Raw genomic sequence first — 25,216 nt, 5'->3', positions numbered from 1 at the left:
GAACTCGGTGGGATCGTAACTGTGTCCAGGCCCCCCGCTCGCGCATAGCTTTCCTGATAGTGAAAACCGCTGCGGCGCAACCACACACTGCGCCCCAAGAGAGAGGATCATCATGGCATCAACACTCAAAGATTTGCTGGACTTAAAAGGCGTCGTCGCGGCAGGCGAGTTTTCGCGGGACGGCTCATTGAAGGATTTCGAAGCCAGTGTTGACTTCCCAGACGAGTTGGCAAAGACAACTGCGCAGTTCACGGCGGTGGTGACCCAGCTGTTCGATGTGCTGGCCGGGTCCTACACCAAGCTCAACGACCAATTTGCCTTTGCCCCGCAGCAGGGTTGGGCCTACTCGGGCGGCGACTACTCGGTCGCGGTCGGCGGAAGCCGCGGTGTATTCGTCAAGACTGCCGACGCGGACTACAACGAACTGTTCTCCGCGCTCGTCGGTCCGCGCTGACAGGCCTAGAGCTCGTCGCCGGTGGGGTTGCGGATAGCGGCTTCGCCGGCGGCGACGTCTCGCGTCCCCGGTGGGCGCCCCAGGCACAGGCCCTGACCTCGCACACCGGTAACCGCCGAATCGCTTTGTAGCACGAGGCCTTCGGCCTCGGTTGACCCCTCTACCGTCTACCGTTGTCGGTGTGCACAGCGGCGATGAGCATCGAACGCTCGGCGACCTGGGGGAGTTCGGGGTGATCGAGCGGCTTACCCGGGGCCGGCCCGCCTCGGACGATGTCGTGATCGGACCGGGCGATGACGGCGCGGTGGTGACGGCTGCAGACGGTCGCGTCGTGGTGTCCACCGACATGCTGATCGAGGGCAGGCACTTTCGACTGGACTGGTCGACACCGCACGATGTCGGCCGTAAAGCCGTGGCGCAGAATGCCGCCGACATCGAGGCGATGGGCGCACGGGTCACCGCGTTCGTCGTCGGTTTCGGCGCGCCGGCGGAAACGGCTGCCGCGCAGGTCAATGCGCTGGCCGACGGGATGTGGGAGGAAGCCGCGCTGGTCGGCGCGAGCATCGCCGGCGGCGACCTGGTCGCCAGCCCGCAGTGGGTGGTGTCGGTCACCGTGCTCGGCGATCTGGGTGGGCGGCAGCCGGTGCTGCGGTCGGGCGCGCGGCCGGGCTCGCAGCTCGCGGCGGTCGGCCCGCTGGGCCATTCCGCCGCGGGATATGCGCTGTGGCACAACGGCATTGGCGGCTACGACGAACTTCGCCGACGCCATGTGACGCCCCGTCCGCCGTATGGACAAGGCCGCGCGGCCGCCGAGGCCGGGGCGCTGGCGATGATCGACATCTCCGACGGCTTGATCGGTGACCTGTGTCATGTGGCCGAGGCGTCGGGCGTGTCGATCGACGTGAGCACCGAGGCGCTGAGTGCCGATTGCGCGGCGTTGGCTGCTGCGGCCGAGGCGGTCGGTGCCGACCCCTGGGACTGGGTGTTCGGCGGGGGCGAAGACCACGCTCTGGTCGGGGCGTTCGCCGGGCCGATTCCTGCCGGGTGGCGGGTGATCGGTCGGGTGATCGACGGGCCTTCGGGTGTGCTCGTGGACGGTCAGCCGTGGCGGGGATACTCCGGGTGGCAATCGTTTGAACAGTAGGGTGGCTCCGTGACCGTCTACGCGATCGCCCAGTTGCAGTTCACCGACCGGGCGGCCTACGACCGGTACCAGAAGCGGTTCATGGACGTGTTTCGTCAATACCGCGGGACGTTGCTGGCTGCCGACGAGCGGCCACAGGTCGTCGAGGGTAGCTGGGATCGCGAGAAGGTGGTCTTGATGTCGTTTCCCGACGAAGCCGAGTTCCGTTCGTGGTCGGAATCGCCACAGTACCAGGCCATTTCGAAGGACCGCGAGGCCGGAGCCGACTCGGTGGTGCTGTTGGTGAAGGGGTTGGGGTGACCCCACGGCCGCTGCGTGAACTCGTCGATGACGGCTGGGCGTCGGCGCTACAGCCCGTCGAGCAACAGGTCGCCAAGATGGGCCAGTTCCTCCGCGAGGAAATCGCGGCCGGGCGCGGCTACCTGCCGGCAGGGGAAAACGTGTTGCGCGCCTTCACCTTTCCCTTCGACAAGGTACGCGTGCTGATCGTCGGGCAGGATCCCTACCCGACGCCCGGACATGCCGTGGGACTGAGCTTTTCGGTAGCGGCAGATGTGCGCCCGTTGCCCCGAAGCCTGGAGAACATCTTCAACGAATACCGCAGCGATCTGGGCTTTCCTGCACCGTCGTGTGGCGATCTGACCCCGTGGGCACAACGCGGCGTGATGATGCTCAACCGAGTGCTCACCGTCCAGCCGCGCAACGCGGCATCCCACCGCGGCAAGGGCTGGGAAGCGGTGACGGAATGCGCAATTCGCGCCCTGGTGGATCGTCGGCAGCCGCTGGTGGCCGTCCTGTGGGGCCGCGACGCCGCCACCCTCAAGCCGATGTTGGTCGGTGGCGATTGCGTGGCGATCGAATCGCCGCATCCCTCACCGCTGTCGGCGTCGCGGGGATTCTTCGGGTCACGGCCGTTCAGCCGCGCCAACCAATTGCTCGCCCAGATGGGCGCCGAACCGATCGACTGGCAGCTGCCCTAGGACGACGTGGCTGCTAGCCGCGGACGACCTTGCCGGCCTTGATGCACGACGTGCAGACGTTGACGCGGTGCTTGTTACCGCCGGGGCGGTCGGCGACGCGCACGCTCTGGATGTTCGGGTCCCACCGACGGCTGGTCCGGCGATGAGAGTGCGACACCGACTTACCGAAGCCGGGGGCCTTCCCGCAGATATCGCAGACGGCAGCCATACGTGAAACTCCTCAGACTCTGGGGCCAACGACCTGACGGGTGGCCTGACAACCTTGCCAGGATAGCTGCCACGCCCCCGAACCGCCAAAACGATCAACAAACCGCCTGTGGCATGTGACCTGTGCTGTCGTCGGCAATGGATAGGCTGGCGCCCACCGATGGCGGCGTGAGGAGGTGCCCAAAGCATGGGGTCGGGGCTGGCTGAGCCGGGTCGTGCGCTGGATGCGTCCGCTCTGCGTGACTGGGCACACACCGCCGTCGGCGACCTGATCACTCACATCGACGAGATCAACCGGCTCAACGTCTTCCCGGTTGCCGACGCCGACACCGGCGTCAACATGCTGTTCACCATGCGCTCTGCGCTCGCCGAGGCCAACACCGAGGCGAAATCCGACGACGTCGTCAAGACTGCGGCGGCGCTGTCCGCCGGCGCGCTGAACGGCGCGCGCGGCAACTCCGGGGTGATCCTCTCGCAGATCCTGCGCGGCATCGCCGATGCCACCGCCCACGCTTCCGCCGAATCGGGCCACGACCTGCACGACATTGACGCCGAGCTGCTCGGCGAGGCGTTGCACCGCGGGGTCGACCTGGTCGTCGCCTCGATGGGGGGCCGGGAGGTCAAGGGAACGATCGTCTCGGTGCTCAAGGCCGCCGGTGAAGCCGTCGAAAAAGCGGCGAGCGCGGGGTTGGCGGGAGCGGTGGTCGCCGCCGGGGAGGCGGCGGTGGTCGCGCTGGAAAAGACCCCCGAACAGCTCGACGTGCTCGGCGAGGCTGGTGTGGTCGACGCGGGCGGACGCGGCCTGCTGGTGCTGCTCGACGCGTTGCGCTCCACGGTCAACGGCCAGGCGCCGAGCCGCGCTGTCTACGAGCCGGCGCCGCGCCAGCACGCGACCGAGCTCGCCGCAAAGCCCCCGGCGCCACAATTCGAGGTGATGTACTTGCTGGGCGGGTGCGACGGCGAGGGCGCCGACCAGCTGCGCGAGCGACTGGACGAGCTCGGCGAGTCGGTGGCGATCGCGACGGCCGGGGTGGTCGGCGGCTACTCGGTACATGTCCATACCGACGACGCCGGGGCGGCCATCGAGGCAGGTCTGGCGTTCGGTGATCCGCGGCGTATCCAGATCTCGATGCTGACCAGCGGCACGAGCGGGCTGCCGCCGGGCAGCTGGACCCGCGAGCGAGCGGTGCTGGCCGTCGTCGACGGCGACGGCGCGGCCGAACTGTTCGGCGACGAGGGAGCGTGCGTGCTGCGGCGTGACCCGCTCGCCGAGGACCCGGCCACGGTCATCACCGCCCAGCAGCTGTTGCGTGCGATCGTCGACACCGGGGCCGCGCAGGTAATGCTGCTGCCCAACGGCTACGTCCTCGCCGAGGAATTGGTGGCAGGCTGCACCGCGGCCATCGGGTGGGGCATCGACGTGGTGCCGCTGCCCACCGGATCGATGGTGCAGGGGCTGGCCGCGCTCGCGGTCCACGAACCCGGCCGCCAAGCCGTCGACGACGGTTACACGATGGCGCGTGCGGCGGGCAGCGCCCGGCACGGGTCGGTGCGGGTCGCGACCGAGACGGCGTTGACCTGGGCCGGCACCTGCGAGCCGGGCAACGGGCTGGGCATCGCCGGCGACGAGGTGCTGATCGTGGCATCCGATGTCACCTCGGCCGCGACGGGCCTGATCGATCTGCTGCTGGGCGCCGGCGGCGAGCTGATCACCGTCCTCGTCGGTCAGGGCATCGACGAGGACGCCGTCGAGTCGGCGTTGCAGGCCCACGTGCACGACCGCCATCCGGGCATCGAAGTCGCGACCTACCGCACCGGACATCGGGGTGATGCGCTGTTGATCGGGGTGGAGTAGTCGTGGTGTCGCTCGGCGACCGCCTGGATTTCGTCGTCGGCGCCAAAGCCGCCGGCCCGCTGCACGAGGTGTTCGGCATCCAGACGATCGACGATCTGCTGCGTCATTACCCACGCAGCTACGTCGAGGGCACCACGGTCCGCAGCGCCGACGCCGAGCAACCGCCCGAGGGCGAACACGTCACGCTGGTCGACGAGATCACCGACACCGCCTTGCTCCCGATCCGAAGCCGCCCCAAGGACAAGCTGTTTCGCGTCACCCTCGGCACGGGGCGCGGCAAGGTCACCGCCACGTTCTTTCATCCCAAGAAATGGATCACCGACCAGCTGACCAAGGGCACCCGCGTCATGTTGTCCGGGGATGTCGGCTACTTCCGTGGCGCCATGCAACTCACCCACCCCGATTTCCTGGTGCTGGACGCCGACGGACGCAGCCGGGGCAGCAGGTCACTGGCGAAGATCGCCGAGGCCTCCAAGGCGGTGAGCGGGGAAGTGCTCCAGGAGGCATTCGAGCGCAGCTTCTACCCGATCTACCCGGCCAGTGCGAAGTTGCAGAGCTGGGACATCTTTCGCTGCGTCACGCAGGTCCTCGAGGTGCTCGACCCGATACCCGACCCGCTCCCCGAAAAGCTCCGTGCCGCACATCATCTGGTGTCGGAAGACGAGGCTTTGCGCGCCATCCACTTGGCGGAGAACGACGCCGACCGGCGACGCGCGAAGGAGCGCCTGGCCTTCGACGAGGCGGTCGGCCTGCAGTGGGCGCTGGTGAGCCGGCGCCACGGCGAACTCGCCCAGTCCGGGCCGGCGGCGCCGTCGACGCCAAACGGTCTCAAACACCAACTGCTGCATCGCTTGCCGTTTGATCTGACCGCGGGCCAGCGCGACGTCCTGGAGGTGCTGTCCGGCGAGCTTGCGGCGAGCCGGCCGATGAACCGGCTGCTGCAGGGTGAAGTGGGTTCGGGCAAGACCATCGTGTCTGTGTTGGCGATGCTGCAGATGGTCGACGCCGGATATCAGTGCGCGTTGCTGGCCCCCACTGAAGTTCTTGCCGCACAGCATCTTCGGTCGATCAGCGACGTGCTCGGGTCACTGGCGATGGGTGGCCAGTTGGGTGGCGAAGAGGGTGCGACCCGGCTGGCGCTGCTGACGGGATCGATGTCGCCGGCCCAGAAGAAGCAGGTGCGCGCCGAGATCGCCGGCGGCGAGGTTGGCATCGTCGTCGGTACACATGCGTTGCTGCAGGACGCGGTCGAGTTTCACAAGCTCGGCATGGTGGTGGTCGACGAGCAGCACCGCTTCGGTGTGGAGCAGCGAGATCAATTGCGAGCCAAGGCGCCCGCTGGCATCACGCCGCATCTGCTGGTGATGACCGCGACGCCGATTCCGCGGACCGTGGCACTGACCGTCTTCGGCGACCTCGAAACGTCAACTCTGCGTGAGCTTCCCCGGGGCCGTCAGCCGATAACCACGACCGCGATCTTCGTGAACGACAAGCCGGCGTGGCTGGACCGAGCATGGCATCGCATCATCGAAGAAGTGCGCGAGGGGCGGCAGGCCTACGTGGTGGCGCCGCGGATCGACGAGTCCGACAGCGGTGGTCAGAGCGAGAAGGATCAAAGGCCTTCGGCGACAGTCGAAGAGCTGTATGCCCGACTGGGCAGCGACCAGCTGGCCGGTTTGCGGCTGGGGCTCATGCACGGACGGCTGAGCGGCGACGAGAAGGACGCCGTGATGGCGGCGTTCCGGGCCGGTGAGATCGACGTGCTGGTGTGCACCACCGTGATCGAGGTCGGTGTCGATGTGCCGAACGCGACCGTGATGCTGGTGATGGACGCCGACCGCTTCGGCATCAGCCAGCTGCATCAGCTGCGCGGCCGCATCGGCCGGGGTGAACACGCCAGTATCTGCCTGTTGGCCAGCTGGATGCCGCCACATTCCCGCGCCGGCCGCCGGCTGACCGCGGTTGCCGGCACGCTTGACGGCTTCGAGCTCGCCGATCTGGACCTGCAGGAGCGTCGCGAAGGAGATGTGTTGGGCCGCAGTCAATCCGGTCGCGCGATCACGTTGAAGCTGCTCTCGCTGATCGATCATCGCGAGATCATTGAAGCGGCGAGAGATTTCTGCGAGCGGGCCTTCGACGACCCGGCGGCCCATCAGGGGCTGGCGCTGCTTGCCGCCCCGTTCACCGGAAACGAGCGCATCGAATTTCTGGACAAGTCATGACCCGCAAGGTGTGGCTGTGGCTTTCGGCGATCACGGTTCTCGCGGTGCTGGTCGCCTACCAGGTGGTGGCCGCGTCGGCGGGGGATCGGGACCGGGAGTTCGCGGCCCGCGCCGACGTTCCGACCGTGCAACCGGGTGTCGACGTGCTGGGGGGAATCACCGTGGTGCCGTGGCGGACTCGCCACTACGACTACCACCGCGACGCCTTCGGAGACGCCTGGACCGACGACAACGACGCACCCGGTGGTCACAACGGCTGTGATACCCGCGACGACATCCTCAACCGCGACCTCGTCGACAAGACCTATGTCTGGACCAAGCGCTGCCCCGACGCCGTCGAGACCGGCACCCTGCACGACCCGTATACCAACGCCACCATCAGCTTTCACCGCGGCGCGAAGGTCGGCGAGGCGGTACAGATCGACCACATCGTGCCGCTGGCGCTGGCCTGGGACATGGGGGCCAACGACTGGCCCGTCGCGCAACGCATTCGCTTCGCCAACGACCCGGCGAATCTGCTTGCCGTACAGGGGCAGGCGAATCAGGATAAGGGCGACTCCCAGCCCGCACTGTGGATGCCGCCGAACGCGGCGTTCCACTGCCAGTACGCCATGCAGTTCATCGCGGTGTCGCGCGGCTACGGCTTGCCGATCGATCTGGTATCGAGCAACGTGCTGCACCAGGCCGCCGCCACCTGTCCGACAGGCTGAGAGAACTTGCCGAGCGTGAATCTCACGAGACCGGGCAGCTACACGCCGGTGTAGGTCAGCGGATCTTCGCGGACTCGAGTCCCGTCGTTGAGCCCGTTGAGCGCTTCCATGTGCGTGTCGGTCAGCTCGAAATCGAAGACGTTGAAGTTGTCGGCGATCCGCTCGGGGTTGCCGGAACGTGGGATCACCACGTTGCCCAGCTGGATGCTCCACCGGATCAGCACTTGCGCTGCGCTGCGGCCGTATTCGTTGGCGATCGACGTGATGGCGGGGTTGTCGATCAGCCTGCCGATCGCCAGCGGACTGTAGGCCTCGGTGACCACGTTGTGCTTCGCGTTGGCCGCGCGCAACTCGGCCTGGTTGAGCAACGGGTGGAGCTCGATCTGGTTGACCGCGGGGGTGACGTAGGTCAGGTCGATGACCGTCTCCACATGCTCCTCGGTGAAGTTGCACACCCCGATCGATTTTGCATAGCCGTCGCCGCGGGCCTGGATCAGGCCGCCGAACGTGTCCACGTATTTACCGAGCTGTGGCATCGGCCAGTGCACGAGATAAAGGTCCACGTAATCGAGCCCGAGCTTGTCGAGGCTGACCTTGATCGCGTCCTGCGCGGTGTTGAATCCCTGGTCGGCGTTGGCGACCTTGGTCGTGACGAACAACTCCGCGCGAGGAATGCCGGACGCCGCGATGGCGCGACCGACCGCCTCCTCGTTGCCGTACACCGCCGCGGTGTCGATCAGCCGGTAGCCGATCTCCAGCGCCGTCGAAACCGCCCGCTCGGTTTCTTCGTCCGACAATTCCGCCACACCGAGACCGAGGACCGGCATCGTGTTTTCGTCGTTGAGTGCAACCGAGGGGACTGAAAGGTCAGGGCCACCCGACATGTTCACCTGCCTGTGAAGTCGAAGGTTCGTGGATCTGGGCCGAGCCGGTTTCCGTCGTCGAGCGAAGAGATTGTCGCCATGTCCTTTTCGCTCAATTCGAAATTGAACACGTCGAAGTTGCTCGCAATACGCTCAGGATTCACCGACTTCGGGATGACGATATTACCGAGTTGGATATGCCAGCGAATCAGAACCTGGGCTGGCGTCCGTCCGGCGCCCTCGGCAACCGCGACGACGGCGGGGTCGGTCAGCAACGATCCCTGCCCGAGCGGACCCCACGCCTCGGTGGCGATACCGAGGCGAGCGTGCACTTCGCGAAGCTCGGTTTGCGGCAGTCGCGGATGCAGTTCGACCTGGTTGACGGCGGGCACGATTCCGGTGGCGTCCACGAGTGCCGTGAGGTGCTCGGGCTCGAAGTTGCTGACGCCGATGGACCGGATGCGGCCCTGGTCACGGAGGTGGGCGAACGCCTTGAAGGTGTCGATGAACTTGTTCCGCTTGGGCATCGGCCAGTGCACGAGATAAAGGTCCAGGTAGTCGATGCCCAGCCGCTCCATGCTGGCGTCGAACGCGGCCAGCGTGCTGTCGTAGCCCTGCTCGGAGTTCCACAACTTGGTGACCAAGTAAAGTTCGTCCCTGGGCACGCCGGAGGCGGCGACCGCGCGGCCGGTTTCACGTTCGTTGCCGTACATCGCCGCGGTGTCGATGTGGCGGTAGTCGGCTTGCAGGGCGGTGCTCACGGCCTGCTCGGTGTCCGCGGGCGGGACTTTGAAAACGCCGAATCCGAGCGCGGGGATGGAATTACCGTCGTTCAGTGGGACCGAGGGACTCAAGGAACTAGACATGACACGAAGTCTGCCAGGCGTGCGGGATACCAAGCTCAACGCCGGTGGCTGGGCCGGGAGGTTGCAGAGCGCCGCCACCACCGCAGGCCTCAAGATGATTCCGTGGGTGCCGACACGCGCGAAGCGGCTGCTCTCGGGTGGCCGCGAGGTCACCATCGACGGCAACACGCTGGACCCCACACTGCAGTTGGCGCTGGCGGGAATGCGGGCGTTCGGGATGAACGGGCTGGTGAGCGGTCAAGACGTCGCCATTTCCCGGGCTCAGATGCGGGAGATGACCCAGGGCTTTGGCGGACCACAGATCCATGTCGGTGTCAGCGATGTGTCGGTTCCCGGACCGGCCGGCACGATTCCGGCGCGGCACTATCACCCAACGACGTCGGACCCGGCGCCGTTGGTGGTCTTCTACCACGGTGGCGGCTGGACGATCGGTGACCTCGACACCCACGACCCGCTGTGCCGACTGACATGCCGGGACGCCGGCGTCCACGTCCTGTCGGTCGACTACCGGCTGGCACCGGAACACCCGGCGCCGGCCGCGGTAGACGACGCCTATGCCGCGTTCCGGTGGGCGCGCGAGCACGCCGAGGAACTCGGCGCGATACCGGGCAAGGTCGCCGTGGGCGGCGACAGTGCCGGCGGCAACCTGGCTGCCATCGTGTCGCAGATCGCGCGCGACGAAGGGGGTCAGCTGCCGGTCCTGCAGTGGCTGATCTACCCGCGCACCGACTTCACCGCGCAGACCCGGTCGCTGACGCTGTTCGCCGATGGTTTTCTGCTCACCAAGGCCGACATCGACTGGTTCACCGAGCAGTACCTGGGCGCCTCGGATGCCGAGGCGACCGATCCGCGGATCTCCCCGCTGTTGGCCGAGTCGCTGGCCGGGTTGCCGCCCGCACTGATCGCGACCGCCGGTTTCGATCCGCTGCGCGACGAGGGCGACAGCTACGCCGCGGCGCTCACCGCGGCCGGCGTCCACGTCGACCTGCGCTCGATGGGATCGCTGACGCACGGATTCGCCAGCTTGTTCCCCCTCGGCGGTGGCAGTGCGCTGGGCACCACCGAGCTGATTTCGGCGCTGCGGGCACATCTCAGCCGTGTCTGACCTGGCACTAGTGACGTAGGTAGGCTTAAGCGCTATCGCCGACCGCACCGCGGTCGGGGAGTAAAGCCGACAATCCGGAATGGTGAGCAAACCCATGGCCGATAAAGCCGCCAAGTCAAACCGTCCCAAGTACGACCTGAACGCCGCTAGTCGCCGACGCGACCTGCTCGTCCGGATCGGACTCACCTCGGTCGTGGTGCTATTCGCCGTCGTCTTGGTCGGCTACATCGTGATGTCCCACGACAAGAAGGTCGCCGCCAGCGGCGCGCGGGCGATCCGGGTGACGTCGAGCAAGCTGGTCACCAAGGACGGAAGCAAAGACCCGAAGGCCGTGGTGGCCTTCTACGAAGACTTTCTCTGCCCGGCCTGCGGCAACTTCGAGCGCAGCTTTGGCCCGACGGTGTCCAAGCTGATCGACAACGGCGCCATCGCCGCCGACTACTACATGACGGGTTTCCTGAGCCGGCCGCAGAACCAGGATTACTCGTCGCGCGCCGCCAACGCCGCCTACTGCATCGCCGACGAGTCGATCGATGCCTTCCGCCGATTCCACACGGCGTTGTACACCAAGGATATTCAGCCTTCTGAGACCGGGACGTCATTCCCGGACAACGCAAAACTGACCGAGTTGGCCCGTGAGGCCGGCGTGGTGGGCAAGGTCCCACAGTGCATCAAGGACGGCAAGTATCTGCCGATGGTCGACGGGTTGGTGGCGTCCGCCGGGATTCACGCCACGCCCACCGTCCGCATCAACGGCCAGGATTACGAGTTCTCCACGCCGGAAGCCTTTGTCGACAAGATCAAAGGGATCGTCGGGGACGTCCCGGGAATCGACTCGGCTGCGACCCCGCCGGCGCCGTGACAACCACGGCCGCCGCCAAACCCGATGAGCCGGTGGACAATCCGAGCCCGGTGTCGTCCGCGGTCTCTTCGGCCGGCGCGTGGTGGATTTTGATCGCGGGCGTGCTCGGCCTGATTGCCTCGGCCACGCTGACCGTCGAGAAGATCGAAATCCTGATCAACCCGGCGTATGTGCCGTCGTGCAATCTCAACCCGGTGGTGGCGTGCGGTTCGGTGATGACAACGCCGCAAGCGTCCGCCTTCGGCTTCCCCAATTCGCTGATCGGTATCGCGGCGTTCACCGTCGTCATCGTGACCGGTGTGCTGGCGGTGGCCAAAGTTCCACTGCCGCGGTGGTATTGGATTGGCATGACGATCGGCACGCTGTTCGGGGCCGCGTTCGTGCACTGGCTGATCGTTCAGAGCCTGTACCGCATCGGTGCCCTGTGCCCCTACTGCATGGTGGTGTGGGTAATGACCATCTCGTTGCTCGTGGTGGTCGCTTCGATCCCGTTCGGGCCGGCCGGCGACGGTGGCGGCAGTGTTGTCGTACGCGAGCTCCACCGTTGGCGATGGTCGATTGCCACGATCTGGTTCACCGCGGTCTTTCTGCTCATTGTGGTCCGGTTCTGGGATTACTGGTCCACGCTGATCTGAACAAACGAAGTTAGGGACGTACGTTGATCTCCAAAGTGCTGGTTGCCAATCGCGGCGAGATCGCCGTTCGGGCGTTTCGCGCCGCCTACGAACTCGGCGTCGGCACCGTCGCCGTCTATCCGTACGAAGACCGAAATTCGTTGCACCGCTTGAAAGCCGACGAGTCCTACCAGATCGGCGAGATCGGCCACCCGGTTCGTGCGTATCTGTCGGTCAGCGACATCGTCGACACCGCTCGTCGCGCGGGGGCCGACGCGGTGTATCCGGGCTACGGTTTTCTGTCGGAAAACCCTCAGCTGGCCGCCGAATGCGCGAAGAAAGGCATCACATTTGTCGGCCCTAAGGCCGAAGTGCTTTCGCTGACCGGCAACAAGTCCCGCGCCGTCGCCGCGGCTCGCGAAGCGGGTCTGCCAGTGCTGAAGTCGTCGACACCGTCGTCGTCGGTCGACGAGCTGGTGTCCGCGTCGGCCGAGATGGAATTCCCGTTGTTCGTCAAGGCCGTTGCCGGGGGCGGTGGACGCGGGATGCGGCGGGTCGCCGACGCCGAAGCATTGCCCGAAGCCATCGAAGCCGCCAGCCGCGAGGCCGAATCGGCGTTCGGAGATCCGACGGTCTACCTCGAACAGGCGGTGCTCAATCCCCGCCACATCGAGGTTCAGATCCTGGCGGACACCCACGGCAACGTGATTCATCTCTACGAGCGAGATTGCAGTGTGCAGCGGCGCCACCAGAAGGTCGTCGAGCTGGCGCCGGCCCCGAACCTGTCGGCGGAGTTGCGGATGAAGATCTGCGCCGACGCGGTGGCCTTCGCGCGCCACATCGGCTACAGCTGCGCGGGCACCGTGGAGTTCCTGCTCGACGAGCGTGGTCATCATGTCTTCATCGAGATGAATCCGCGCATCCAGGTCGAGCACACCGTGACCGAGGAAATCACCGACGTCGACCTGGTCTCCAGCCAACTGCGCATCGCAGGTGGAGAAACCCTGGAGGATTTGGGATTACGGCAAGAATCCATCCGCCCCCGCGGCGCCGCGCTGCAATGCCGGATCACGACCGAAGACCCGGCCAACGGATTCCGTCCCGACACCGGCCGGATCACCACCTACCGCAGCCCGGGCGGGGCGGGCATCCGTCTCGACGGCGGAACGAACCTAGGCGCCGAGATCAGCGCCCACTTCGATTCCATGCTGGTCAAACTGACCTGCCGGGGCCGCGACTTCACCACCGCGATCAATCGGGCACGGCGCGCGATCGCGGAATTCCGCATTCGCGGGGTATCGACGAATATCCCATTCCTGCAAGCAATCCTGGACGACCCGGATTTCCAGGCCGGCCGCATCACCACCTCGTTCATCGAAGAGCACCCGGCGTTGCTCACTGCGCGATCATCCGCCGACCGGGGCACCAAGATCCTCAACTACCTGGCCGACGTGACGGTCAACAAGCCGCACGGGTCCCGGCCGTCGGCGGTGTACCCGCAGGACAAGCTACCCGACATAGATCTGAGCAAGGCGCCGCCGGCCGGCTCCAAGCAGCTGCTGGTTGAATTGGGCCCCGAAGGGTTTGCGCGGTGGCTGCGGGACTCGTCGGGAGTTCGTGTCACCGACACGACCTTCCGGGACGCCCACCAGTCGCTGCTGGCGACCCGGGTGCGCACCAGCGGCCTCGGCCTCGTCGCGCCCTATATCGCCCGGACGATGCCGCAGTTGCTGTCCGTGGAGTGCTGGGGCGGCGCGACATATGATGTGGCGCTTCGGTTCCTGAAGGAAGATCCCTGGGAGCGGCTGGCCGAACTACGCGAACTGATGCCCAACATCTGCCTGCAGATGCTGCTGCGGGGCCGCAACACTGTTGGGTATACGCCGTATCCGGAGCTGGTCACGTCGGCGTTCGTGGAAGAAGCCACGGCGACGGGGATCGACATCTTCCGGATCTTCGACGCGTTGAACAACCTCGACTCGATGCGACCCGCGATCGATGCGGTACGCGAAACCGGCTCTGCGATAGCCGAAGTCGCGATGTGCTACACCGGTGACCTGTCCGATCCGGCTGAGAATCTCTACACGCTGGACTACTACCTGAAGCTGGCCGACCAGATCGTCGAAGCCGGCGCTCATGTGCTGGCGATCAAGGACATGGCCGGCCTGCTGCGCCCTCAGGCGGCACGCGATCTCGTCGGTGCACTGCGGAGTCGCTTCGATCTGCCGGTGCACGTGCACACCCACGACACTCCGGGCGGCCAACTAGCCAGCTACATCGCTGCGTGGCAGGCCGGAGCCGACGCAGTCGACGGCGCATCGGCCCCGATGGCGGGAACCACCAGCCAGCCCGCGTTGAGCTCGATCGTGGCGGCCGCCGCGCACACCGACTACGACACCGGGTTGTCACTGTCGGCGGTGTGCGAGCTGGAGCCGTACTGGGAGGCATTGCGAAAGGTCTACGCGCCGTTCGAATCCGGTCTACCGGGGCCCACCGGGCGGGTGTATCACCACGAGATCCCCGGCGGGCAACTGTCGAATCTCCGCCAGCAGGCGATCGCGCTGGGGCTAGGGGACCGGTTCGAAGAAGTCGAGGAGGCCTACGCCGGCGCCGACCGGGTACTGGGTCGGCTGATCAAGGTCACGCCGTCGTCGAAGGTGGTCGGCGACCTTGCGCTGGCGCTCGTTGGCGCGGGCCTGAGCGCCGACGAATTCGCCTCGAACCCTGAGCAATTCGACATTCCCGAATCCGTCCTCGGGTTTCTGCGCGGCGACCTCGGCGATCCGGCGGGCGGTTGGCCCGAACCGCTGCGGACCAAAGCCCTGGCCGGCCGTGGCGAGCCCAAGCCGATCGAGGAGTTGACACCGGAAGACGAAACCGCATTGGGCCTGCAGGGGCACAAGCGTCAGGCGACCCTGAACCGGCTGCTATTCCCGGGCCCGACAAAGGAATTCGAGACTCACCGGGAGACCTACGGTGACATTTCCCGATTGTCGGCCAATCAGTTCTTCTACGGCCTGCGGCAAGGCGAGGAGCACCGGGTGCAGTTGGAGCCCGGCGTCGAGCTGCTGATCGGATTGGAGGCGATCTCCGAGCCCGACGAACGCGGCATGCGCACGGTGATGTTCATTCTCAACGGCCAGCTGAGACCGGTGGAGGTCCGGGATCGCAGTATTGCCAGCGAAATACCGGCCGCGGAAAAGGCAGAGAAGGGCAATCCGAATCATGTCGCCGCGCCGTTCGCCGGTGTGGTGACCGTCGGGATTTCCGCCGGGGACCAGGTGCATGCCGGCCAGACGATCGCCACGATCGAGGCGATGAAGATGGAAGCGCCGATCACCGCGCCCGCCGACGGCACCGTCGAGCGAGTGGCCGTGTCGGACACCGCGCAGGTCGAAGGTGGGGACCTGCTGGTGGTGCTCGGCTGACGCGCATCGTCGGCGGTGTCGCCGGAGGCCGTCGGATCGCGGTCCCGCCGCAGGGAACCCGGCCGACCACCGATCGGGTGCGGGAGTCGCTGTTCAACATCGTGACCGCTCGGCTGGACGTGTCGGGTCTTGCGGTGCTCGACCTGTACGCGGGCTCGGGTGCGCTGGGCCTCGAGGCGTTGTCGCGAGGCGCAGCATCGGCACTGTTCGTCGAGTCGGACCGGCGCGCGGCGGCGGTGATCGAACGCAACATCGCCACCCTCGGCTTGCCCGGGGCAATCCTGCGACGCGGCCGCGTCGCCGACGTGTTGGCCGCCAAGGCCACTGCGCCGGTCGGTCTTGTGCTGGCGGATCCGCCGTATGACGTCGACGCGGGCGAGGTCGAGCGCCTGCTCACCGCATTGACGGCGAACGGCTGGGTGCATGAGGGAACCGTCGCCGTCGTCGAGCGCGCGACTGGGAGTCGAGAGGTGAGCTGGCCCGACGGGTGGGACCCCTGGCCGCATCGGATTTACGGCGACACCCGCCTGGAGCTGGCCGAACGGCTGTGACTCGGCGTGTACCGTCATGCCACATGAGCGGCGCCGTATGCCCGGGATCTTTCGATCCGGTGACGTTGGGCCACATCGACGTCTTCGAACGAGCCGCGGCCCAGTTCGACGAGGTGGTGGTGGCGATCCTGGTCAACCCGGCCAAAAAGGGAATGTTCGACGTCGACGAGCGGATCGCGATGATCGACGACGCGACGTCGCATCTACCGAACTTGCGCGTCGAGCCCGGACAGGGCCTGGTGGTCGATTTCGTGACCTCGCACGGCATGACCGCGATCGTCAAGGGCCTGCGCACCGGCACGGATTTCGAGTACGAGCTCCAGATGGCGCAGATGAACAAGCACATCGCCGGCGTGGACACATTTTTCGTGGCGACGTCGCCGCAGTACTCGTTCGTGTCGTCGTCATTGGCCAAAGAGGTCGCGACGCTGGGCGGCGACGTGTCAAAGCTGTTGCCCGACGGCGTTAATCGCCGGCTGGCCGAAAAACTGCGATCGGCCAAGGGTGGTAAATAGCCAACGCGGCCGGGCGAAAGCCACGGCCGCGCTGACGATTTGGTTGAGGTCAGCTCTCCGCGAGTGCCCCGTGCAGTGACTGCTTGGCCTCGGTGATCGCTGTCAGGACCTTGGTCCGCGCTTCGGCCAGTTTCTCCTTCTGCGCGTCAGTGCCCGACCAATGGATGGTCCGCGCCAACCCGGCGAGTTCGAACAGTCCCCAACGGATCTTCGCGACGTCGCCGAACTTACCGGCCTGCGCCAGCCTTGCGTGAATGGTCTCGCTGCTGATTCCCTTCCACTGCAGGACATTCCGGCCCAGCTCGGTCAGGGTAGCCACTCCGTCGTCGACGGTTACGAACCCGCGGCCGGCCAACTTCCCGATCGCAAGCTCGACTATGCCCTGCGGAGGCGCGAAGGCGCCGTCGGTCGCCTCGGAAACCCGCTGCACGATCTGCTCCGCGTTCGCGGGTCCGTCGAGCAGCAGCGCCGCCGTGCCGACCACGACGCGCTTGTGGCGTCCACCGAATCCGGGGCCGCCGGGTCCGCCGTGTCCTCCCCAGCCGTGACCACCGAAACCGGGTGCGCCCCAGCCTGGGCCACCAAAGCCCGGGCCACCAAAGCCCGGTCCGCCCAACCCTGGGCCACCCCACCCGGGGCCGCCCGCAAATCCACCACCGAACATCCTTGTTCTCCTTCAGTTAACGGCGACGACTCCCTGCGACCCGACCGCCGATTTGGATATCTAGCTCCTTGATACCCGCGCCCCGGGTGCGTGTCAAGGAACTTGATATCAATGCGGATGACGCGCCCTTGCGTCGACCAATGCGGCACTAGACCTGCACTTTCATGTCAGCATGGTGGGGATGAGCGAATTCGAGGATCAACCCCTGGGCTTCCTGGTCCGCGGCTTGATGGCGCGGTTGCGGCCCCACGCGGTCCAGGCATTGCGACCGCTCGGTCTCGGGTTGCCCGAATTCGTCTGCATGCGCATTCTCGACGACGATCCCGGCCGCACCAGCGCCGAACTTGCCCGGCATACGCACGTGACCGCGCAAGCAATGAACCAGGTCTTGCAAGGGCTGCAGGAGGCTGGCCTGGTCACCCGTCCCGCGACGGCAGCCTCGGGCCGTGCGCTACCCGCTCAGCTGACGCGCAAAGGCAAGGCATTGCTCAAGCGCGCCGAGGAGGCCGTCGGCTCCGCAGACGAGCAGCTGCTGGCCCACCTCAGCGTTGCCGATCGGCGCCAACTCAAATCGTTGCTCTATCGCGCTGGGCACCCCTCGGCGGACGAAACCTCGGCTTGCGCCACGGGTGGTAGCGCTGGGCTCAGTTAGGTTCGCGGACAACGCTATTTGCCATCAGTGGCAGTGGTGTCCGTGCTCCGCATCGGGGGAGCCGCCCATCGCGCGCAGCATCGGGATGCCGCCGGTGATCACGAAGCGGGCGACCAGCACCGCCGCAAGCCCGAGGAACACGATGTTCAGCCATGTGGTGTAGTTCCAGGAGATTCCAGCCTCCATCGATATCGCGTTGCGGTGCGACGGAACGAGACCCGCAGTCCCGAAGAGGAATTCGACCACATAACCGGCTGCGACCATCGCAGCATAAAAGGTGCCCAGCAACGTCAGCATCATGGCGGTGCCGTAGTACTTCCGGTAGATGTTCAAGATCGGCAGGATCAGCAGGTCGGCGAAGATGAATGCGACGACGCCGCCGAAGCTGATGCCGCCGTTCCACAACACGGCGGCCAGTGGCACGTTGCCGATCGAGCAGACGAACGAGACGATCGCGACGACTGGGCCCACGATCGGCCCCCACAGCGCCGACCACACCGGGTGATCGCTGAAAAAGAAATGCTGCCAGAAGGATTCGGGCACCCAGGCCGCAACGGCGCCAGCGATCAGCAGTCCGACGACGAGGTCGCGCAGGATCGCGGCCCACTCCATCACGAAGAGGTGGGACACCGAGGTAAATCCCTCTCGCGACAACAACCGTCGCAAGAACGAACCGTCGCCCTGCACCGACATGTCCATCGCCGCATGGCCTTCCATCGAACCTGCCAGTCCTAAGTCGGCCTGCCTGCGGGCGGCGTCGACCAGTCGCGACCGCAGGAAAAACCGGAACAGCACGGCCAGGGCCACGATCATCACCGGGCCGCCGACGAATTCCGCCGCGGTGAACTGCCAACCCATCAGCAAGGCCAAGATGATCCCCAACTCGACGACCAGATTCGTCGAGCCGATTTCGAAGGCCATCGCGGCGGTGAAGTCGGCGCCCTTGCGAAACAGCGACCTGGCCAGCGCAACCGCGGCGTAGGAGCACGACGAGGACGCCGCGCCCAGGCCGGCGGCCAAGGCCAGGGTGCGGGGGCGGTCGTCGCCGAGCAGTGCCACGACGGTCGACCTGCGCACGATTGCCTGTACCACCGCAGACAACGCGAAGCCCAGGATCAAGGCCCATAGGATCTCCCACGTCATCGACCCGGCCAGTGACAGGGCGTGAATTACCGCGTGTGCCATAGCGCCTCCAACCAAATACCCCCAGGGGGTATTCCTTACCCGTATGTCGGTATTCCGAATCGCATGTTGACGGCAGCCCAGGATTGCCGCGGAAACGGGCGAGTCGACATAATTACGTCAAGTGTGCAGGTAATCGCGACAGTTTTGAGACTTAAAAGCCCGACACACCGGGCGTGGAAGCACAGTCACAGAAGCAACACCAGGCACACTGGTAACAACAACGAAGCCGGGAGGGTGTTGCCGTGTACCGAGTTTTTGAGGCGCTCGATGAGCTGGGCGCCATTGTCGAGGAAGCTCGTGGCCTTCCGATGACCGCCGGCTGCGTGGTGCCACGCGGTGACGTCCTGGAATTGATCGACGACATCAAAGATGCGATCCCCGGCGAACTGGATGACGCCCAGGACGTACTGGACGCCCGCGACTCGCTCTTGCACGAAGCCAAAGCGCACGCCGATGCCACGGTGTCCTCGGCGAGTGCCGAGTCGGAGTCGATGGTCAACCACGCCCGCGCCGAAGCCGACCGGATTCTGGCCGACGCCAAGGCGCAGGCCGACCGGATGGTCGCCGAAGCACGTCAGCACAGCGAACGGATGCTCGGCGAGGCCCGCGAAGAAGCGGCGCGCCTCGCCGCGTCGGCCAAGCGCGAGTACGAGGCCGCCACCACCCGGGCGAAGTCCGAGGCCGACCGGCTGATCGAGAACGGCAACATCTCCTACGAGAAGGCCGTCCAAGAGGGCATCAAAGAGCAGCAACGGCTGGTGTCGCAGACCGAGGTCGTGCAGGCGGCCAACGCCGAGTCCGCCCGGTTGATCGACGCGGCACATGTGGAGGCCGATCGGCTGCGCGGCGAATGCGACATTTACGTCGACAGCAAGCTCGCCGAGTTCGAAGAGCACCTCAACACCACCTTGCGCTCGGTCAACCGCGGCCGTCACCAGTTGCGGACGGCGGCGGGCGTGCACGACTACGCGCAGCGGTAGCCGCTGGTAGGCGTCCGTAGAATTGCGGACATGGCGCGCCAACACAGCCACGCGGCACAACCACGTTCGGACTCGCCGCTCGTCGTCAACATCGCGCGGCTGGGCCGACGTCCCGGAGCGATGTTCGCCGTGCACGAGACGGTGGCCAACCCGGCGCGCATCGGCCTCGACATGATCGGGATCGAGGCCGGCGCCCCACTGGACCTCGATCTGCGGGTGGAGTCGGTGTCGGAAGGCGTGCTGGTGACCGGGACGATGTCGGCGCCGATTACCGGCGACTGTTCGCGCTGCCTAACGCCGTTCGAACGGCAGATCGACGTACACCTCACCGAGCTGTTCGCCTACCCGGACAGCCTTACGCAGGCGACCACCGAGGAAGACGAGGTCGGTCACGTCGTCGCAGACACCGTGGACCTGGAACAACCGATCATCGACGCGGTAGGCCTGGAACTGCCGTTTTCGCCGGTATGCCGGGACGACTGCCCGGGGCTGTGCGCCACCTGCGGCGTTGCGCTGGCGACCGCCGAGCCTGGGCATCACCATGACCAGATCGACCCGCGCTGGGCGAAGCTGACGACGATGCTCGGCGACAGCGACGGGGCCGTCAGTGAGTGATCTGCTCGCCGCGCTCGAGGTCGACCTGCCCGATGACTTGTTGACGTTGGCGCTGACCCATCGCAGCTACGCCTACGAGCACGGGGGTCTGCCCACCAACGAGCGGCTGGAATTCCTCGGTGATGCCGTGCTAGGCCTGACCGTGACCGACGAGCTATATCACCGGCATCCGCTGCGCCCGGAAAGCGATCTGGCCAAGATGCGTGCCGGCGTAGTGAATACCCAGGCACTGGCCGAGGTTGCGCGCACGCTGACCGATCAGGGACTCGGGGCGCACCTGCTGCTGGGCCGCGGCGAGCTCAAATCCGGGGGAACGGACAAATCCAGCATTCTCGCTGACAGTCTCGAATCTCTGCTTGGCGCAATCTATTTGCACCACGGCATCGAAGCTGCGCGACGCGTCATCCTCCGGTTGTTCAGCGAATTGCTGGATGCCGGCGGCCTTTTGGATTGGAAGACCAGCCTGCAGGAGTTGACGGCGGCCCGCGGCCTCGGAGCGGTGTCGTATCGCGTCACCGCCACCGGGCCCGATCACAAGCGGGAGTTCACCGCGGTGGTGGTCGTGATGGACACTCAGTACGGCTCGGGAATCGGCCGGACCAAAAAAGAAGCCGAGCAGAAGGCCGCCGAGCAGGCCTGCCAGGCGTTGAACCAGCTCGACGGGGCCCTACCCGGGGAAACCGCCGGCTAGATGCCCGAGCTACCCGAAGTCGAGGTGGTGCGGCGCGGACTGGCGGCCCACGTGCTGGGCAAGACGATCACCGCCGTCCGCGTGCACCACCCGCGCGCCGTTCGCCGCCACGAAGCCGGTCCCGCCGACCTGACGGCCCGACTGCTGAACGCGCGGATCAGCGGAAGCGACAGACGGGGAAAGTATCTGTGGCTCACGCTGGACGCGCCGAGCGGCGAAGAGCAGGCGCTCGTCGTGCACCTCGGCATGAGCGGGCAGATGCTGCTCGGGGAGGTCCCCAACGCCGGCCACCTGCGCATCGCGGCGCTCCTCGATGACGGCACCACGCTGAGCTTCGTCGACCAGCGGACGTTCGGCGGCTGGATGCTGGCCGATCTGATCACCGTGGACGGCAGCGTGGTTCCCACCCCCGTCGCGCACGTGGCGCGTGACCCGCTGGACCCGCGCTTCGACATCGATGCCGTGGTAAAAGTGTTGCGGCGCAAGCATTCCGAGATCAAGCGCCAACTGCTCGACCAGACCGTGGTGTCGGGAATCGGCAACATCTACGCCGACGAATCGCTGTGGCGGGCCAAGATCAACGGCGCCCGACTCGCCGAGAAGCTGACCCGCCCTCAGCTGACGACCCTGTTGCAGGCGGCCGCCGATGTGATGCGCGACGCGCTGGCCCAGGGCGGCACGTCCTTCGACTCGCTGTACGTCAACGTCAACGGACAGTCCGGCTACTTCGACCGCTCGCTGAATGTCTATGGCCGCGAAGGCAAGCCGTGTCCGCGTTGCGGCGCGGTGATCCGCCGGGACAAATTCATGAACCGGTCCTCGTTCTACTGCCCCCATTGCCAGCCCCGGCCGCGGACCTGACACAGCGGTCGGTTTTCGCGTATGCGGCGGACTGCGAGATTTGGTCGCACTTTTGCGTCATCATCAGGCGCATGACAGAGCCAGAACAGCCGCACCCTTTCGAGTATCCGCCGATGCCGCAGGGACAGTACCCGCCCCCGCAAGGCGGGTATCCCGGTTGGCAACCGCCATATCCTCCGCCCGGGGGCCAGCCAGGGATGCCGTATCCACCCGGCACGCCGTACGTGGACGCTTACGGTCAGCCGTTGTCCAACAAGAGCAAGCTGACTGCTGGCCTGCTCCAGCTGTTCCTCGGAGGATTCGGCGTGGGCCGGTTCTATCTGGGCTACACCGGGATCGGTATCGCCCAGATCGCGGTGACCTTCCTTACCCTTGGTATCGGCGGGATATGGCCGTTCATCGACGCGATCATGATGCTGACGGGCAACGTCCGCGACGCGCAGGGCCGCACGTTGCGTGACTGACGCCCGCGTGGCACCCGGTACAAATGAACGATGACGGATCTGTGGGTCGAACGCACCGGAGTGCGTCGCTATACCGGCCATAGCTCGCGCGGCGCGGAGGTGCTCGTCGGCTCTGAAGACGTCGACGGGGTTTTCACGCCCGGAGAGCTGATGAAGATCGCGCTCGCCGCCTGCAGCGGGATGTCCAGCGACTTGCCGCTGGCCCGTCGGCTCGGCGACGACTATCAGGCAACGGTCCGGGTGTCCGGTGACGCCGACCGTGAGCAAGAGGTCTACCCGTTGCTGGAGGAGAAGCTCGAAATCGACCTGTCGGGCTTGGACGCGGACGAGAAGGCACGAGTCTTCACCGTGGTTCGACGCGCCGTTGACCAGGTGTGCACGGTGGGGCGAACGCTGAAAGCCGGCACGAAGGTCGACTTCCGGGTCGTCGATGTCGGACACTGAGGCCGTCCGGCTCACCGCGTGGGTGCACGGCCGGGTGCAGGGCGTCGGGTTTCGCTGGTGGACCCGATCCCGGGCGCTGGAGCTGGGTCTGGCCGGCTATGCCGCCAACCGCCCGGACGGCCGGGTGCAGGTCGTTGCACAGGGTCCGCGTGACGCGTGTGAACAGCTGTTACAGCTGTTGCGAGGCGGAAAAACCCCGGGCCATGTCGACACAGTCGTTGTCGACTGGTCGCCGTGCGGCGAACCCATCAGCGGCTTCTCTGAGAGATAAGTCTGGCTCCTCCTCGGACCGCGTTGCGCTCCGCATCGTCGCCAGACGGCGGTAGTCTGGCTCGCCGTGTACCTCAAGAGCCTGACGCTGAAGGGCTTCAAGTCCTTCGCCTCGCCGACGACTCTGCGGTTCGAGCCGGGCATCACCGCGGTCGTCGGCCCCAACGGATCGGGCAAGTCCAATGTGGTCGACGCGCTGGCGTGGGTGATGGGGGAGCAGGGCGCCAAGACATTGCGTGGCGGCAAGATGGAGGACGTCATCTTCGCCGGCACCTCGTCGCGTGCGCCGCTGGGCCGCGCCGAGGTCACCGTGACGATCGACAACTCCGACAACGCGTTGCCGATCGAGTACTCCGAGGTGTCGATCACCCGCCGGATGTTCCGCGACGGGGCCAGCGAATACGAAATCAACGGCAGCACTTGCCGTTTGATGGATGTGCAGGAATTGCTGAGCGACTCCGGGATCGGCCGGGAGATGCATGTCATTGTCGGGCAAGGCAAGCTCAACGAAATCCTCGAATCGCGACCCGAAGATCGCCGGGCGTTCATCGAGGAAGCCGCCGGGGTGCTCAAGCACCGCAAGCGCAAGGAAAAGGCGGTCCGCAAACTCGAGTCGATGTCGGCGAACCTTGCTCGGCTGACCGACCTGACCACCGAACTGCGTCGCCAGCTCAAGCCACTGGGCCGGCAGGCCGAGGTGGCCCGGCGCGCCCAGAGCATCCAGGCCGACCTGCGTGATGCCCGGTTGCGGCTGGCCGCCGACGACGTGGTGACCCGGCAATCCGAGCTCAACAACACCAACCATGCCGAGGCGACGCTGCGCCGCGAGCACGACGAGGCCTCGGCCCGGATGGCGGTGGCATCGGAAGAACTGGCCGCCCACGAGACCGCGTTGTCGGCGCTTTCTGAGCGAGCGGAATTGGCGCAACAGACCTGGTTTCGGTTGTCCGCCTTGGCCGAACGGGTCAGTGCGACCGTCCGGATCGCCACCGAGCGCGCGCAGCATCTGGACGTCGAGACCGCGACGACCGGCGGCCCGGACCCCGACGAGTTGGAGGCGGAGGCCGTGCAGGTGGCCGCGGCCGAGCAGCAGCTCCTCGGCGAGCTTGCCGGCGCCCGGACTCGGCTCGAAGCCGCCCGTGCGGAGTTGGCCGACCGGGAGCGCGCCGCCGCCGAGGCCGAACAGGCTCATCTCGCGGCGGTACAGGCCGAGGCCGATCGCCGCGAGGGCTTGGCCCGGTTGGCCGGCCAGGTGGAGACGATGCGGGCGCGGGTGGAGTCGATTGACGATGGTGTCGCCAAACTCTCGGAGCGCATCGAGGAGGCCGCCGCCCGCGCCCAACAGACCAAGGTTGAATTCGAAACGGTGCAAGGCCGGGTCGGCGAACTCGACCAGGGTGAGGTCGGTCTCGACGAGCACCACGACCGCACGGTCGCGGCGCTGCGCCTGGCCGACGAGCGGGTCGCCGAATTGCAGTCCGCCGAGCGCGCAGCCGAACGGCAGGTCGCCTCGTTGCGCGCGCGCATCGACGCGCTGTCGGTCGGCCTCGAGCGCAAGGACGGTGCTGCCTGGTTGACCCAAAACCGGGGCAGCGCAGGTCTTTTCGGCTCGATTGCGAAACTGGTCAAGGTTCAGCCCGGTTACGAAGCGGCGCTGGCGGCTGTCCTCGGCTCAGCCGCCGACGCCGTGGCGGCCGAAAGCTTCACCGCGGCAACGGATGCCGTGGCCGCGCTGAAGCAGGCCGACGGTGGGCGCGCGGCCATCGTGCTCGGTGATTGGCCCGCTGACGAGCCGGTACCGGTGGGAGCATTGCCCGACGGCGCACGCTGGGCTTTGGACCTCGTCGAGGTGCCCGCGCGGCTGCGCGGCAACAAGATTCATCGCCTCCGTCAACCCGCCGACCACCGCGACGCGCGACAGCATGGCGACCATCGCACCGCGCAGCCGCGCGGGCACCTCGACGAGGTCCAAAGCCCAGCGTGCGCCGTCGGGCAATGCTCCCACCGGTACCGG

General features: G+C 66.4%; 27 protein-coding genes. 22 read left to right on the top strand and 5 right to left on the bottom strand.

Annotation, left to right across the window (positions count from 1 at the left end):
- The first annotated feature begins 112 nt into the window (after positions 1-112).
- The 4 genes from A5658_RS23845 (at position 113) to A5658_RS23830 (ending at position 2,578) form a co-directional block, all read left to right on the top strand.
- Positions 113-454, top strand: a complete 342-nt coding sequence (locus tag A5658_RS23845; protein ID WP_067341097.1) for a DUF2173 family protein — start codon at positions 113-115, stop codon at positions 452-454.
- 181 nt (positions 455-635) lie between these two features.
- Positions 636-1,598, top strand: a complete 963-nt coding sequence (locus A5658_RS23840) for a thiamine-phosphate kinase (RefSeq protein ID WP_067341094.1) — start codon at positions 636-638, stop codon at positions 1,596-1,598.
- A gap of 9 nt (positions 1,599-1,607) precedes the next feature.
- On the top strand, positions 1,608-1,898 hold the full coding sequence (locus A5658_RS23835; RefSeq protein WP_067341091.1) for a DUF1330 domain-containing protein: 291 nt from the start codon (positions 1,608-1,610) through the stop codon (positions 1,896-1,898).
- Complete coding sequence (locus tag A5658_RS23830) at positions 1,895-2,578, top strand: uracil-DNA glycosylase (protein ID WP_067341088.1); 684 nt, start codon at positions 1,895-1,897, stop codon at positions 2,576-2,578. The genes A5658_RS23835 and A5658_RS23830 overlap by 4 nt, the downstream gene beginning before the upstream one ends.
- A gap of 13 nt (positions 2,579-2,591) precedes the next feature.
- Here A5658_RS23830 and rpmB read toward each other — a convergent pair whose 3' ends face one another.
- Positions 2,592-2,786: a 50S ribosomal protein L28 gene (gene rpmB, locus A5658_RS23825; RefSeq protein ID WP_067341086.1), complete on the bottom strand. Its 195-nt coding sequence runs from the start codon at positions 2,784-2,786 to the stop codon at positions 2,592-2,594.
- Between the two features lie 186 nt (positions 2,787-2,972).
- On the opposite strand from rpmB, the gene A5658_RS23820 reads away from it, so the two are divergent.
- The 3 genes from A5658_RS23820 to A5658_RS23810 are packed head-to-tail and all read left to right on the top strand — an operon-like array spanning position 2,973 to position 7,572.
- Entirely contained in the window at positions 2,973-4,640 is a 1,668-nt protein-coding gene (locus tag A5658_RS23820; RefSeq protein WP_067341083.1) for a DAK2 domain-containing protein, read from the top strand.
- A gap of 2 nt (positions 4,641-4,642) precedes the next feature.
- Positions 4,643-6,862 (top strand): ATP-dependent DNA helicase RecG, encoded by a 2,220-nt coding sequence (gene recG / locus A5658_RS23815; protein WP_067341080.1) that lies wholly within the window; start codon positions 4,643-4,645, stop codon positions 6,860-6,862.
- A complete protein-coding gene (locus A5658_RS23810; protein ID WP_067341077.1) occupies positions 6,859-7,572 on the top strand; it encodes an HNH endonuclease family protein in 714 nt (237 codons plus the stop codon). Before recG ends, A5658_RS23810 begins: the two co-directional genes overlap by 4 nt.
- A gap of 38 nt (positions 7,573-7,610) precedes the next feature.
- Here the strand turns inward: A5658_RS23810 and A5658_RS23805 are convergent, their stop codons facing one another.
- Both A5658_RS23805 and A5658_RS23800 read right to left on the bottom strand, forming a co-directional pair.
- The gene (locus A5658_RS23805) at positions 7,611-8,456 is read right to left on the bottom strand and encodes an aldo/keto reductase (RefSeq protein WP_067341074.1); all 846 of its coding nucleotides are present in this window, start codon (positions 8,454-8,456) and stop codon (positions 7,611-7,613) included.
- Between the two features lie 2 nt (positions 8,457-8,458).
- Positions 8,459-9,289 carry an aldo/keto reductase gene (locus A5658_RS23800; protein WP_156751630.1) on the bottom strand — a complete coding sequence of 277 codons (831 nt, stop codon included), beginning with the start codon at positions 9,287-9,289 and terminating at the stop codon, positions 8,459-8,461.
- Between the two features lie 10 nt (positions 9,290-9,299).
- Here A5658_RS23800 and A5658_RS23795 point away from each other — a divergent pair, with 10 nt between their 5' ends.
- From A5658_RS23795 to coaD, 6 genes are all read left to right on the top strand, one after another.
- On the top strand, positions 9,300-10,406 hold the full coding sequence (locus tag A5658_RS23795) for an alpha/beta hydrolase (RefSeq protein ID WP_067341067.1): 1,107 nt from the start codon (positions 9,300-9,302) through the stop codon (positions 10,404-10,406).
- A gap of 94 nt (positions 10,407-10,500) precedes the next feature.
- Entirely contained in the window at positions 10,501-11,268 is a 768-nt protein-coding gene (locus A5658_RS23790) for a DsbA family protein (RefSeq protein WP_067341431.1), read from the top strand.
- Positions 11,265-11,903, top strand: coding sequence for a vitamin K epoxide reductase family protein (locus tag A5658_RS23785; RefSeq protein WP_082993390.1), 639 nt, complete (start codon positions 11,265-11,267; stop codon positions 11,901-11,903). Before A5658_RS23790 ends, A5658_RS23785 begins: the two co-directional genes overlap by 4 nt.
- 23 nt (positions 11,904-11,926) lie before the next feature.
- Positions 11,927-15,310, top strand: a complete 3,384-nt coding sequence (locus A5658_RS23780) for a pyruvate carboxylase (protein WP_067341065.1) — start codon at positions 11,927-11,929, stop codon at positions 15,308-15,310.
- Complete coding sequence (gene rsmD, locus A5658_RS23775; RefSeq protein ID WP_067341063.1) at positions 15,307-15,861, top strand: 16S rRNA (guanine(966)-N(2))-methyltransferase RsmD; 555 nt, start codon at positions 15,307-15,309, stop codon at positions 15,859-15,861. The genes A5658_RS23780 and rsmD overlap by 4 nt, the downstream gene beginning before the upstream one ends.
- Before the next feature lie 23 nt (positions 15,862-15,884).
- Positions 15,885-16,376 carry a pantetheine-phosphate adenylyltransferase gene (coaD, locus tag A5658_RS23770; protein WP_067341058.1) on the top strand — a complete coding sequence of 164 codons (492 nt, stop codon included), beginning with the start codon at positions 15,885-15,887 and terminating at the stop codon, positions 16,374-16,376.
- A gap of 49 nt (positions 16,377-16,425) precedes the next feature.
- Here coaD and A5658_RS23765 read toward each other — a convergent pair whose 3' ends face one another.
- On the bottom strand, positions 16,426-17,040 hold the full coding sequence (locus tag A5658_RS23765; RefSeq protein WP_067341056.1) for a hypothetical protein: 615 nt from the start codon (positions 17,038-17,040) through the stop codon (positions 16,426-16,428).
- 172 nt (positions 17,041-17,212) lie between these two features.
- Between A5658_RS23765 and A5658_RS23760 the strand changes: the two genes are divergently transcribed.
- The gene (locus A5658_RS23760; RefSeq protein ID WP_197503205.1) at positions 17,213-17,692 is read left to right on the top strand and encodes a MarR family winged helix-turn-helix transcriptional regulator; all 480 of its coding nucleotides are present in this window, start codon (positions 17,213-17,215) and stop codon (positions 17,690-17,692) included.
- A 24-nt stretch (positions 17,693-17,716) separates the two neighbouring features.
- Here A5658_RS23760 and A5658_RS23755 read toward each other — a convergent pair whose 3' ends face one another.
- Complete coding sequence (locus tag A5658_RS23755) at positions 17,717-18,877, bottom strand: permease (RefSeq protein WP_067341052.1); 1,161 nt, start codon at positions 18,875-18,877, stop codon at positions 17,717-17,719.
- Positions 18,878-19,119: 242 nt separating this feature from the next.
- On the opposite strand from A5658_RS23755, the gene sepIVA reads away from it, so the two are divergent.
- The 8 genes from sepIVA to smc all read left to right on the top strand — a co-directional run.
- Entirely contained in the window at positions 19,120-19,857 is a 738-nt protein-coding gene (gene sepIVA, locus A5658_RS23750) for a cell division protein SepIVA (RefSeq protein WP_067341050.1), read from the top strand.
- Between the two features lie 30 nt (positions 19,858-19,887).
- A complete protein-coding gene (locus tag A5658_RS23745) occupies positions 19,888-20,472 on the top strand; it encodes a DUF177 domain-containing protein (RefSeq protein WP_067341047.1) in 585 nt (194 codons plus the stop codon).
- Entirely contained in the window at positions 20,465-21,163 is a 699-nt protein-coding gene (gene rnc / locus A5658_RS23740) for a ribonuclease III (protein ID WP_067341044.1), read from the top strand. The genes A5658_RS23745 and rnc overlap by 8 nt, the downstream gene beginning before the upstream one ends.
- Positions 21,164-22,024 carry a DNA-formamidopyrimidine glycosylase gene (mutM, locus tag A5658_RS23735; protein WP_067341041.1) on the top strand — a complete coding sequence of 287 codons (861 nt, stop codon included), beginning with the start codon at positions 21,164-21,166 and terminating at the stop codon, positions 22,022-22,024.
- Positions 22,025-22,095: 71 nt separating this feature from the next.
- Positions 22,096-22,488 (top strand): TM2 domain-containing protein, encoded by a 393-nt coding sequence (locus A5658_RS23730; protein WP_067341426.1) that lies wholly within the window; start codon positions 22,096-22,098, stop codon positions 22,486-22,488.
- A gap of 30 nt (positions 22,489-22,518) precedes the next feature.
- Positions 22,519-22,932 carry an OsmC family protein gene (locus tag A5658_RS23725; RefSeq protein WP_067341039.1) on the top strand — a complete coding sequence of 138 codons (414 nt, stop codon included), beginning with the start codon at positions 22,519-22,521 and terminating at the stop codon, positions 22,930-22,932.
- Positions 22,919-23,203 (top strand): acylphosphatase, encoded by a 285-nt coding sequence (locus A5658_RS23720; RefSeq protein ID WP_067341035.1) that lies wholly within the window; start codon positions 22,919-22,921, stop codon positions 23,201-23,203. The genes A5658_RS23725 and A5658_RS23720 overlap by 14 nt, the downstream gene beginning before the upstream one ends.
- A gap of 66 nt (positions 23,204-23,269) precedes the next feature.
- On the top strand, positions 23,270-25,216 hold a 1,947-nt coding region (smc, locus tag A5658_RS23715), incomplete at its 3' end, for a chromosome segregation protein SMC (protein ID WP_156751626.1).

Source organism: Mycobacterium sp. 1245111.1 (assembly GCF_001673405.1).
Classification (GTDB): domain Bacteria; phylum Actinomycetota; class Actinomycetes; order Mycobacteriales; family Mycobacteriaceae; genus Mycobacterium.
The sequence above is the reverse complement of the archived record's forward strand: the minus strand, read 5'-3'. Positions and strand labels throughout refer to the sequence as shown.

Bases quoted from the DNA above. Each gene is read 5' to 3' on its own strand.
- A5658_RS23845 (WP_067341097.1), top strand. From the start codon at position 113: ATGGCATCAACACTCAAAGATTTGCTGGACTTAAAAGGCGTCGTCGCG.
- rpmB (WP_067341086.1), bottom strand. From the start codon at position 2,786: ATGGCTGCCGTCTGCGATATCTGCGGGAAGGCCCCCGGCTTCGGTAAG.
- A5658_RS23820 (WP_067341083.1), top strand. From the start codon at position 2,973: ATGGGGTCGGGGCTGGCTGAGCCGGGTCGTGCGCTGGATGCGTCCGCT.
- A5658_RS23810 (WP_067341077.1), top strand. From the start codon at position 6,859: ATGACCCGCAAGGTGTGGCTGTGGCTTTCGGCGATCACGGTTCTCGCG.
- A5658_RS23805 (WP_067341074.1), bottom strand. From the start codon at position 8,456: ATGTCGGGTGGCCCTGACCTTTCAGTCCCCTCGGTTGCACTCAACGAC.
- A5658_RS23795 (WP_067341067.1), top strand. From the start codon at position 9,300: ATGACACGAAGTCTGCCAGGCGTGCGGGATACCAAGCTCAACGCCGGT.
- A5658_RS23790 (WP_067341431.1), top strand. From the start codon at position 10,501: ATGGCCGATAAAGCCGCCAAGTCAAACCGTCCCAAGTACGACCTGAAC.
- coaD (WP_067341058.1), top strand. From the start codon at position 15,885: ATGAGCGGCGCCGTATGCCCGGGATCTTTCGATCCGGTGACGTTGGGC.
- A5658_RS23765 (WP_067341056.1), bottom strand. From the start codon at position 17,040: ATGTTCGGTGGTGGATTTGCGGGCGGCCCCGGGTGGGGTGGCCCAGGG.
- A5658_RS23760 (WP_197503205.1), top strand. From the start codon at position 17,213: ATGGTGGGGATGAGCGAATTCGAGGATCAACCCCTGGGCTTCCTGGTC.
- A5658_RS23755 (WP_067341052.1), bottom strand. From the start codon at position 18,877: ATGGCACACGCGGTAATTCACGCCCTGTCACTGGCCGGGTCGATGACG.
- A5658_RS23745 (WP_067341047.1), top strand. From the start codon at position 19,888: ATGGCGCGCCAACACAGCCACGCGGCACAACCACGTTCGGACTCGCCG.
- mutM (WP_067341041.1), top strand. From the start codon at position 21,164: ATGCCCGAGCTACCCGAAGTCGAGGTGGTGCGGCGCGGACTGGCGGCC.
- A5658_RS23730 (WP_067341426.1), top strand. From the start codon at position 22,096: ATGACAGAGCCAGAACAGCCGCACCCTTTCGAGTATCCGCCGATGCCG.
- A5658_RS23725 (WP_067341039.1), top strand. From the start codon at position 22,519: ATGACGGATCTGTGGGTCGAACGCACCGGAGTGCGTCGCTATACCGGC.
- A5658_RS23720 (WP_067341035.1), top strand. From the start codon at position 22,919: ATGTCGGACACTGAGGCCGTCCGGCTCACCGCGTGGGTGCACGGCCGG.